12 protein-coding genes, 1 tRNA gene and 1 other RNA gene are annotated in these 9680 nt (G+C 37.8%); 7 read left to right on the forward strand and 7 right to left on the reverse strand.

The window, feature by feature from the left end:
• Nucleotide 1: 1 nt before the first annotated feature.
• Genes rplV through rpsJ form a run of 7 tightly spaced genes read right to left on the reverse strand, consistent with a single transcriptional unit; the run spans nt 2 to nt 3246 of the window.
• On the reverse strand, nt 2–340 hold the full coding sequence (gene rplV, locus WBM70_RS03235) for a 50S ribosomal protein L22 (RefSeq protein ID WP_008244854.1): 339 nt from the start codon (nt 338–340) through the stop codon (nt 2–4).
• A gap of 2 nt (nt 341–342) precedes the next feature.
• The gene (rpsS, locus tag WBM70_RS03240) at nt 343–621 is read right to left on the reverse strand and encodes a 30S ribosomal protein S19 (protein WP_373030250.1); all 279 of its coding nucleotides are present in this window, start codon (nt 619–621) and stop codon (nt 343–345) included.
• A gap of 3 nt (nt 622–624) precedes the next feature.
• On the reverse strand, nt 625–1461 hold the full coding sequence (gene rplB / locus WBM70_RS03245) for a 50S ribosomal protein L2 (protein ID WP_424557076.1): 837 nt from the start codon (nt 1459–1461) through the stop codon (nt 625–627).
• 9 nt (nt 1462–1470) lie between these two features.
• Nucleotides 1471–1752, reverse strand: a complete 282-nt coding sequence (locus WBM70_RS03250) for a 50S ribosomal protein L23 (RefSeq protein ID WP_424557077.1) — start codon at nt 1750–1752, stop codon at nt 1471–1473.
• Between the two features lies 1 nt (nt 1753).
• Nucleotides 1754–2344 (reverse strand): 50S ribosomal protein L4, encoded by a 591-nt coding sequence (gene rplD / locus WBM70_RS03255; RefSeq protein WP_424557078.1) that lies wholly within the window; start codon nt 2342–2344, stop codon nt 1754–1756.
• Complete coding sequence (rplC, locus tag WBM70_RS03260; RefSeq protein ID WP_424557079.1) at nt 2344–2925, reverse strand: 50S ribosomal protein L3; 582 nt, start codon at nt 2923–2925, stop codon at nt 2344–2346. The genes rplD and rplC overlap by 1 nt, the downstream gene beginning before the upstream one ends.
• 9 nt (nt 2926–2934) lie before the next feature.
• The gene (gene rpsJ / locus WBM70_RS03265) at nt 2935–3246 is read right to left on the reverse strand and encodes a 30S ribosomal protein S10 (RefSeq protein ID WP_223891937.1); all 312 of its coding nucleotides are present in this window, start codon (nt 3244–3246) and stop codon (nt 2935–2937) included.
• Nucleotides 3247–3429: 183 nt separating this feature from the next.
• On the opposite strand from rpsJ, the gene WBM70_RS03270 reads away from it, so the two are divergent.
• The 7 genes from WBM70_RS03270 to WBM70_RS03300 all read left to right on the forward strand — a co-directional run bounded on the left by WBM70_RS03270 (nt 3430) and on the right by WBM70_RS03300 (nt 9446).
• Nucleotides 3430–4515, forward strand: a complete 1086-nt coding sequence (locus WBM70_RS03270; RefSeq protein ID WP_424557080.1) for a hypothetical protein — start codon at nt 3430–3432, stop codon at nt 4513–4515.
• A gap of 43 nt (nt 4516–4558) precedes the next feature.
• An RNA gene (gene ffs, locus WBM70_RS03275) (signal recognition particle sRNA small type) lies at nt 4559–4656 on the forward strand.
• 78 nt (nt 4657–4734) lie between these two features.
• Nucleotides 4735–4822 (forward strand) — tRNA-Ser (locus WBM70_RS03280).
• Nucleotides 4823–4987: 165 nt separating this feature from the next.
• Nucleotides 4988–7939 (forward strand): bifunctional diguanylate cyclase/phosphodiesterase, encoded by a 2952-nt coding sequence (locus tag WBM70_RS03285; RefSeq protein ID WP_424557081.1) that lies wholly within the window; start codon nt 4988–4990, stop codon nt 7937–7939.
• Nucleotides 7940–8029: 90 nt separating this feature from the next.
• Nucleotides 8030–8479, forward strand: a complete 450-nt coding sequence (locus WBM70_RS03290; RefSeq protein WP_424557082.1) for a toxin-antitoxin system YwqK family antitoxin — start codon at nt 8030–8032, stop codon at nt 8477–8479.
• 9 nt (nt 8480–8488) lie between these two features.
• A complete protein-coding gene (locus WBM70_RS03295; protein ID WP_424557083.1) occupies nt 8489–9160 on the forward strand; it encodes a M48 family metallopeptidase in 672 nt (223 codons plus the stop codon).
• 67 nt (nt 9161–9227) lie between these two features.
• On the forward strand, nt 9228–9446 hold the full coding sequence (locus WBM70_RS03300) for a hypothetical protein (protein WP_424557084.1): 219 nt from the start codon (nt 9228–9230) through the stop codon (nt 9444–9446).
• Nucleotides 9447–9680 lie beyond the last annotated feature (234 nt).

Raw genomic sequence — 9680 nt, forward strand, 5'->3', positions numbered from 1 at the left:
ATTATGCGTCCTCCCCAGTTTTTTCAGCTACGCCAACTTCAACTAAAATGTGCGCTGTTGGTTTAATGATTCTAGAAGCTGTACCTCTAGCTCTTGGTCTCCATCTTTTCATTACCGCTGCTTTGTCAACCCTACAAGAAGTAATCACTACTTCTTCTGGCTCAAAGTCACCGTTAGCAACTGCAGAAGCAATTACTTTAGAAACGATACCCGCTGCTTTGTTAGGCATAAACTCTAGCGCTGCAAGAGCAAGTTCAGCATTCATTCCCTGAACTTCTCTAGCGATAAGTCTAGCTTTAGTAGGTGATACTCTTACGAATTTTAATAATGCTCTACTCATAATTAACCTACCTTCTTCTGTACAGAACCTTTATGGCCCTTAAATGTTCTAGTTGGTGCGAATTCACCTAGTTTATAACCTACGTGGTTTTCAGTTATAAATACTGGTACAAATTGTCTACCATTGTGAACGTTGATTGTCAAACCAATGAACTCAGGGAAGATCACAGATCTTCTTGACCAAGTTTTAATTGGTTTTTTGTCAGCAGACTCTTTTGCCGCTAACACTTTTTTCATTAAGTGACCATCGATAAATGGACCTTTTTTTGTCGATCTTGCCATATCTTAGCCCCTACCTGTTTTCTTTTTAGAGATAATTAACTTATCACTAGCTTTTTTCTTACGAGTTTTAAACCCTTTAGCTGGCGTACCCCATGGAGATACTGGATGACGACCTGAGTTCGTTTTACCTTCACCACCACCGTGTGGGTGATCGATAGGGTTCATTGCAGAACCACGAGTTTGTGGTCTAATACCAAGGTGTCTGCTTCTACCTGCTTTACCAATAACGATATTTGCGAAATCTTCGTTACCAACAGTACCGATAGTTGCAAGACATTGACCAAGAACGTATCTCATCTCACCAGATGGAAGTCTAAGTGAAACGTATTTACCATCTCTACCCATGATCTGTGCATAACCACCCGCAGAACGTGCGATCTGACCACCATGACCTGGACTCATTTCAATGTTGTGTACCAAAGTACCCACTGGGATATTGATCAATTTCATTGCGTTACCAGTCTTGATATCAAGACCTGATTCAGCTGACATGATTTTATCACCTACATTAAGACCTTTTGGTTGAAGTACATATCTTCTGTCACCATCAACATATTTGATAAGACAAATTCTACAGTTTCTGTATGGATCGTACTCAACAGTTGCTACTGTACCTTCGATGTTAAATTTATTTCTTTTAAAATCGATGATTCTGTATAGTTTTTTAGCACCTGCTTCTCTGTGACGAGAAGTGATTCTACCGTTACTGTTTCTACCTGCAGATCTTGGAAGATTTTTAAGTAGTGCTCTAACGCTTGCTTTAGCAGTGATATCACCACTGTCAAGGTTAGTCATATAACGACGGGAAGGTGTGGTTGGTTTATATGTTTTAATTGCCATCTTCTATCCTTATACCGCTAAGCTTTCGATTTTAGCGTCTTCTGGAAGCTTCACATAGAACTTTTTCAAGTCTGGTCTTTTTCCTTCAACACCCTTAAATCTTTTCACTTTACCGTTTACTCTCATTGAGTTAACTCTAAGTGGATTGATCCCGAAGAACTCTTTAAAAACTTCTTTAAGACCATTTTTAGTCATTCTTGGAGTTGTTTGAACTACGATGACACCATCTTCTTGAAGAGCCAAACTCTTCTCTGTATACATAATTGCTTTAATATCTGTAATATCTGCCATCTTAAGCCTCTTTAGTCAATTTATCAAATATTGCTTTTTCAATCACGATTGAGTGATATGCAGCAGCTAAATAAGCATTAAGCTCATTTGATTCAACAAGGTATGCGTTCTGGAGGTTTCTAAATGCTAAGAAAGTCTTATCATCAATCATCTCTTTCACTACAAGTACATCTCTTTGCTCAAGTCCGTTTACAAATGCCAATGCATCTTTTGTCTTACCTGATGCAATTTCGATGTTATCAACAACAAAAAGTCTCTCATTTGCTGCCATCTCTGCCAATGCATGGTAAAGCGCAAGTTTCTTTTGCTTTTTGTTCACTTTTTGATCATAGTTTTTATTTGTACTTGGTCCAAATGCAACACCACCACCAACGAATATAGGTGATCTTAATGAACCTGCTCTTGCACGTCCTCCACCTTTTTGAGCCCATGGTTTCTTACCACCACCACGTACATCAGATCTAGTTTTAGTCTGTGCTGTGTTGGCTCTAAGACCAGATGCATACGCTTTACAATAAAGGTAAAGGTTATGTGGGTGAACTTCCAAAAATGCTTGAGGAAGGTCTGTTGTTTTAATTACTGTTGTTTTCATTATTTAACTATCCTTACCAATCCTCTGGCACCATTGTGACCAGGAATTGAACCTTTTAATACTAAGATGCCATTTTCAGCATCAAATGACACAACGTCATTTTTCACAGTTGTTTTAGTGTTTCCGTATTGTCCAGGCATTTTTTTACCTTTTTGAACACGTCCTGGCCATTCAGCATTACCGATTGAACCGATACGTCTACCAAATCTGTGACCATGGGAAGCAGGTCCACCACCAAAGTTATGTCTCTTCATACCACCGGCAAAACCTCTACCTTTAGTGTTAAGTGAAGTTTTAACAGTTTCAGTATCTGACAATGCAGCTGTGCTTAAATCGCCAGCTTCAGTACCTTCTGCTACTTCAATAGTCATAAATTTGTTAAACTCTTTAGAAACATTAAATTTAGTCTGCTGACCTTCAATGCTTTTGTTAAGTTTTTTACTTGAGTTGTACGCAACAAGTGCTTTTCCGTCTTCTTTCACTTCACAAACTTTCGTTTCAACGACTTTAAGAAGTGTAACTGGAACAGCTGGTACATCAACAGTTCTGCTCATACCAATTTTTTCTACAATAAATTCCATTCTCTACTCCTACTTGTCCATTGATCTGATTTCAACTTCAATTTCAGGTGCTAGATCCAACTTCATAAGTGAATCAATAGTATCTGAAGTAGCCGAAACGATGTCGATCATTCTTCCGTGAATTCTGATCTCAAACTGCTCACGAGCGTCTTTGTTGACGTGTGGTGATTTAAGAACCGTATAACGCTTAAGCTTAGTTGGCATTGGAATTGGCCCTCTAATCTCTGCACCTGTACGTTTAACTGCATCTATAATAGCAGCAACTGATCTGTCTAATACTCTGTGATCGTAAGCTTTAAGCTTTAATCTAATTTTTTCCATATTTTACCTTTAAAAGAACTCGTTAGTACGTGCCTAAAACACAGGGCTTAAACCCTCTAACATAAATTTAGGAACGCGAATTATACCCAAAGTTTTTGAAAGGTACAATACTTTTTAGTCTAAAAACGCTACAATACTGAAAAATATTTCCTTTTAATAAGGAAACTTAACACATGGATGGTCATGGATTTACTTGAATATTACCAAAATCAACGCCACTTAACTGAAAATTATATCCCTAGAAAATGTCAATTGCCTCCAGAAGGGGACATTAACCTCTATGGTGTACGTGGATCAGGTAAGACAGCTATGATCTTCGACCTGCTGCATGAAGAAGATCAAGATACTACACTTTATATAGATCTTGAAGATCCTAATCTTGTTTTTCATACACTCACTACACTCTCACTACAGCAGTATATTGATCGTGAAGGCATTACCCTGCTTGTACTTGATCATTACACAGAAGGGTATCTTCCCTATTTTCCAAATGTAGAAAGGCTTATCGTGCTCTCACGTATAGCACTTGAGATGAAAGACCTTACACCTGTTGAGCTTTTCCCTTTGGATTATGAGGAGTTTCTTGCCTTTGAAAGCAGCGCCTCACAAAGTAGTGGATTTAACCACTTCTTACGCTCTGGAACACTGCCTTTGATTGCAAGATCACAGAAAACAAGTATACAAGCAATGAAAACCTTTTTGCAGAGTTCCTTTGACGACAATGAAAAAAAGCTGCTCCTCATCCTAGCACAACACCATACAAAACACCTCACTACCCACCAAATATATACATTTGCAAAAGAGAAGTTCAAAGTTTCAAAAGACTGGCTCTATAAAACGATGAAACGCTTTACCCAGGAAAAACTTATTTTATTCATCGAAGACCGATACCAGAAATCGGGAAAAAAGATGCTGCTTTTTGACTTTGCCTTTGCCAAATATCTTACTCTGGGACAACCATTCATTTTACAATTTGACACCATGATAGCCTTAGCACTTATCAAACACCGTATTCATGTACAAACGCTGGGTATACATGGATATGTAACCACCCAATATGAACTCATTATCCCTGCGCCATTTGAGAGCGAAGAGAGCCTTTGGGTAAAGTCTCAAAGTAAATTTTCCATCTACAAAAAATACGGTATCAAAAAAGTAACCATTGTTACTGTAGCCAATAGCTATGAATACCAGATAGAAAAACTGCATTTTGAAGCCATTCCTTTTAATGAATGGAGTGTTATTCATGATGAAACACTTTTTGAGTAAACGCCTAACTATAAGCTAGCTTTGGTTAAAATTCGCATGCCTCTTTTCAGACCTGTGCAACGGTTCTGAGAGACAACGGGTCAGGATGGGAACATAGCAGCCCACCTTTCTTTACTGTGTGCCGCAGGGATCTGGGGAGGGGTATTACGATCTTCTTAATATCTTCAAGCGATAATCCAAAACTTTTTTTGTTTATTGATAGATATTTAATATGTATAATGAGAGGTGTCCGAGTGGTCGAAGGTGCAGACCTGGAACGTCTGTGTGGGGTAACTCACCGAGGGTTCGAATCCCTTCCTCTCAGCCATATAAACCTACAAGTCATGTATTAGAATATCCAAAAAGTATCATTCAAATATCTATTCTCGTATCTGGACAAGAATCCTTTACTTTTATCATGCACTATATTATAATAGATAGTGTGTTGTGTTATATGTCTGCATTGTAAATATAAGGGGGGAGTAATTCCGTTATGAAGAGTATCAATACCTATTATACACACAAAGAAGAATTAGCATCATTTATCCATGATGAAAAGATTCAAAACTCTTCCTCTCTTTTAATACAAGTGTTTTCTGCTATTACAGAGAAACCTTTTATATCTACTCTTTTATCAGAATTAACGCAACTTCTACCAAATGCTGTGATCATAGGGAGTACTACTGATGGTGAGATCATGGATGGAAAAGTTTCTTCTGGAAAAGTTGTCCTGAGTTTTACCCAGTTTGAGAACACTACACTTAAAACAGCTTCCATAGAGCATAAAAAAAATGGCTATCACAGTGGTCAATACTTGGCAAAAGAGTTGATAGGGCCTGATACAAAGCTGCTTATTTCTTTTGTAGACGGCTTGCATACAAATGGGGAAGATTTTCTAAGTGGTATCAGCTCTGTGAATGATCATGTCATTGTTGCAGGGGGGCATGCAGGAGACAACAATCATTTTATAAAAACATTTGTCTTTACGAAAGAGCATATATGCACACAAGGTGCTGTTGCTGTGACGTTGAATAGTAGGCACTTAAATGTCCATAAGGATTACAGTTTCAACTGGCATCCTATCGGGAATGAGCTTACTATCACTAAAGCTGAAGGGAACCGGATTTATACCATTGACGGGAGGAGTGCGGTAGATACCTATGCTTATTATTTAGGAGAAGACCTTGCGAAAGGTCTTCCTAGTATTGGCATCGAATTTCCATTAATACTCAATCGTCATGGTTCACATATCTCTCGTGTTGCACTGGCTAAAGAGAAAGATGGGTCGCTGATCGTTGCAGGCAATCTATATACAGGAGAAAAAGTCAGGATCGGGTATGGGAACAGTAAAGAAATTTTAAAAAAATCGCAAAATATACTAGATACCACTTCAAAAAAACCTTCTGAAGGGATCTTTATCTACTCCTGTATGACTCGTAAGTACTTTATGGGGGATGAGATCGAATCTGAAGTCATGCCTCTACAACAGATCGCTCCCGTATCTGGATTTTTTACCTATGGAGAGTTTTTCACCTCTAAAAAAAGAGAACTGTTCAACCAAACAATGACTTTGGTCTCGCTAAGCGAAAGTGATATCATATCGCATGCTTCTCTAGATATAGAATCTCATAAACCTAATATCAACAGTGCTTCTATCGAAGCGCTTACACATCTTATCAATATCACCAGTGAAGAAGTGGAAGAACAAACCAAAGCACTTAAAGAAAGCAATAGAATAAACAAAGAACTCAAAGAGCGTATGGAATTGGCCCTTCTGGGAAGCAACGATGGTATTTGGGATTGGAATATTCTTGATGATTCTGTTTACTTTTCAGCCCGCTGGAAAGAGATGCTTGGATATGAAGATCATGAACTCACTAATGAATTCTCAACGTGGGAGAGTAAACTCCATCCTAGTGATGCAGAAGAGACGTGGGCAGATATCCATAAACATCTAAATGGAGAGACTGAGTATTATGAAAATGTACATCGATTACAACATAAGGATGGTCATTGGGTTTGGATTCAAGATAGAGGAAAAGTACTGTTTGATGAGGAGGGAAAGGCTATTCGTATGATTGGTACACATACAGATATCAGTGAAGAGAAAGAGGATCAATTGAAACTAGTGCAGCAAGCAGAGATGATCCAACATCAAGCACATCATGATACATTGACCGGTCTTCCAAACCGAGTCTTATTTAATGATCGCCTAATACAGGGGATTGAAAAAGCAAAACGCCATAAAGATGTATTAGCACTCTTTTTTATTGACCTAGATAAGTTTAAGCACATTAATGATTCCCTGGGCCATCAAATAGGTGACCTTGTTCTAAAAGCCATAGCAAAACGTCTTGAAAGTATTACCAGAAAGGAAGATACGTTGGCTCGTTTAAGCGGTGATGAATTTACACTCATTATGGAAGAGTTACGGCAGCCTGAAGATGCTGCTATATTGGCAGACAAGATCCTTAAAGCATTGACAGAAACAGTCGTGGTCGACAAACATACACTTTATGTATCAGGAAGTATCGGGATTAGTTTTTACCCACAAGATGCTACAGATGCACAGTCTCTACTGAAGTATGCCGATACCGCTATGTATAAAGCAAAAGAAGAAGGACGTAATAATTATCAGTTCTATTCACCTAAAATGACAGAATATGCTTTGCAGCGTATGACAATGCATACAAGTCTACGAGAGGCTATAGAAAATAAAGAATTTATTATTCATTTTCAATCACAGATAAATGCATCTAACAGTAGATTGGTAGGAGTAGAAGCATTGGTACGCTGGGAACACCCTACTATGGGACTTCTGCAACCTGATGAGTTTATTCCTCTAGCAGAAGAAACAGGCATGATCGTTGAGATCGATCAGTGGGTTATGCATAGTGCGATGGATCAAATGTCTAAATGGTATAAAGAGGGACTGAATCCAGGGGTACTTGGTCTCAACATTTCTATCAAACAGTTAGATAAACCTAATTTTATCCAGAAGATAGAAGAGTGTCTTCAGAAGAATGATTTTAATGCCTCCTGGTTAGAACTGGAGATCACTGAAAGTCAAATGATGAAAAATCCTGAAGATATCATCACAAAACTTACTCAATTAAATGATCTAGGCATAGGTATTTCTATCGATGATTTTGGAACAGGATACTCATCTTTGTCTCTCTTGAAACGTTTACCGATCAATAGGCTTAAAATTGACCGTTCATTTGTCAAAGATATCCCAGATGATGAAGAGGATGTTGCTATTGTTAAAGCAATTATTGCACTAGCTGAAAGTCTAAAACTTGATCTTATTGCAGAAGGGGTAGAGACCTCTCAACAAAAAGACTTCCTGCTAGAGCAAGGGTGTATCAATATCCAAGGGCATTACTACAGTCATCCTATGTCCAAAGAAGATATGCATAACATGCTCCTCAAACATATAGAATGATCTTGTGTATAAACAATACGCTATACTAAACAGCAAAAAAAGGCAATTTATAGTATACTCCTAGCAATATTTAAAATATCAAGGCTTTCTATGAAAAAACTATCTTTATTTCTTTCTCTATTGGTACTTCTTACTTTAAATGGCTGTAATGAACCTGGTCTTTCTGGAAAAACAGTTAAAAAAGAGTACTATACCGGCGGTGAATTGCGCTCTGAATTTATTATGGATGATAAAAGCGGTAAAAATGGTCTTCGCAAAGAGTATCGTTACAATGGAATTCTGGCTTCAACTGTCCGTATTAAAAATGGTGTAAATGACGGTATGAAGTTAATCTACGATAATAATGGTCGAGTAATAAGAAAAGTACCTTTTATCAATGGAGAAGTACATGGTGATGTACAAGACTTATATCCAAATGGTGATACCTTAGCAACCATACCTTATAAATATGGTATAAGAAATGGACAGGCATTTTCTTACAACGTCGATGGAAGCGTGCATAGAAGTGTAACGTTTAAAAACGATAAGATCATTAATTGATCTAACGACATGAGTTTACTGCCACAATATATACATATCATTAACCCCAAACTTAAACACATTTATCTTACTTTTGACAACGAGGGAAACCTCGTCATCAAATCTCCTAAAGTATCTCAACGTAAGATAGAACAACTTTTACTGAAGAAGTCTTCATGGATCAATAATTCCAGAGAGAAGATACAACAAAAAAAGGGGAGATCTTTAGATTTTTCCAAAAATCCGGAGTGCTATTTTTTAGGTCAAACCTACCCATTTACATTAACCCAACATAGTAAAAAAAGAGTAAAACTTAATTTTGACGGCGAAAAGTTTACACTCTTTTACCATACCTATGATGAAAGACTTTTTCAAATACACTTCGACCGATTCTACAAAAATCAAGCACAAAAGCACATACCTGCTCATGTAGAAAGCTGGGCAGAGAAAATGAACCTCTCTCCTGCAGATATTCGTTTTCGGAAAACAAAACGGCAGTGGGGAAGCTGTAGTGGAAAAAATGTTTTGAGCTTTAATACGATGATGATGAAACTCCCGCACGATGTGATAGAATACATCATTATTCATGAACTGGCACATATCAAACATAAACATCATCAAAAAGATTTTTGGCAACTGGTTGAACAACATTTACCTGACTACAAAAGACAAGTCAAAGAACTAAAAACATATATGACGTAAGGAGTCTATTATCGATTCATTTTATCTTCTGGCTTTTATGCTCATCATCCTTTTAGGCTCTGTATTTGTGTACATCTATTATCTTAAAGAAAAAAAAGAACAACTCGATGCGATAAAGCGAGGGTTTTGCCCTAAATGTCATCAAAAAAGCATTGAGCTGACAGATCAACGGTCTGGCGGATGTTCCGGGCCGAAGATACTCTCTTTTGAATGTTTGGAATGCGGATATGCCAATAGCTTCGCTGTGGACAACAGTGATAGTTGCGGTACAGGCGGGTGTCGATAATTCTCTAGTGCTTGACACCTAAGCTGTTTCATGTTATAACCTCCCAATAAACAAAAGGCATTTTATGAACTTTACTGCATCCACTCTAGATTTCTCTATACTCCCTTACCAGGAAGGTATTAACCCTCCTGTAACCAAACCTAATCCTGCATTCTTAACAGACATTGGGGAAGAAGGTATGCGAGCTTTACTTGATAGATTTTATATGGGTCTCTTTGAAAGTCCTATCAAAGA

Origin of the sequence: Sulfurovum sp. (genome assembly GCF_049668085.1) — a bacterium.
In the GTDB taxonomy this organism is placed as follows: Bacteria; Campylobacterota; Campylobacteria; order Campylobacterales; family Sulfurovaceae; genus Sulfurovum.

Coding starts and splice junctions, on each gene's coding strand:
- rplV (WP_008244854.1), bottom strand. CDS start 340: ATGAGTAGAGCATTATTAAAATTCGTAAGAGTATCACCTACTAAAGCT.
- rpsS (WP_373030250.1), bottom strand. CDS start 621: ATGGCAAGATCGACAAAAAAAGGTCCATTTATCGATGGTCACTTAATG.
- rplB (WP_424557076.1), bottom strand. CDS start 1,461: ATGGCAATTAAAACATATAAACCAACCACACCTTCCCGTCGTTATATG.
- WBM70_RS03250 (WP_424557077.1), bottom strand. CDS start 1,752: ATGGCAGATATTACAGATATTAAAGCAATTATGTATACAGAGAAGAGT.
- rplD (WP_424557078.1), bottom strand. CDS start 2,344: ATGAAAACAACAGTAATTAAAACAACAGACCTTCCTCAAGCATTTTTG.
- rplC (WP_424557079.1), bottom strand. CDS start 2,925: ATGGAATTTATTGTAGAAAAAATTGGTATGAGCAGAACTGTTGATGTA.
- rpsJ (WP_223891937.1), bottom strand. CDS start 3,246: ATGGAAAAAATTAGATTAAAGCTTAAAGCTTACGATCACAGAGTATTA.
- WBM70_RS03270 (WP_424557080.1), top strand. CDS start 3,430: ATGGATTTACTTGAATATTACCAAAATCAACGCCACTTAACTGAAAAT.
- WBM70_RS03285 (WP_424557081.1), top strand. CDS start 4,988: ATGAAGAGTATCAATACCTATTATACACACAAAGAAGAATTAGCATCA.
- WBM70_RS03290 (WP_424557082.1), top strand. CDS start 8,030: ATGAAAAAACTATCTTTATTTCTTTCTCTATTGGTACTTCTTACTTTA.
- WBM70_RS03295 (WP_424557083.1), top strand. CDS start 8,489: ATGAGTTTACTGCCACAATATATACATATCATTAACCCCAAACTTAAA.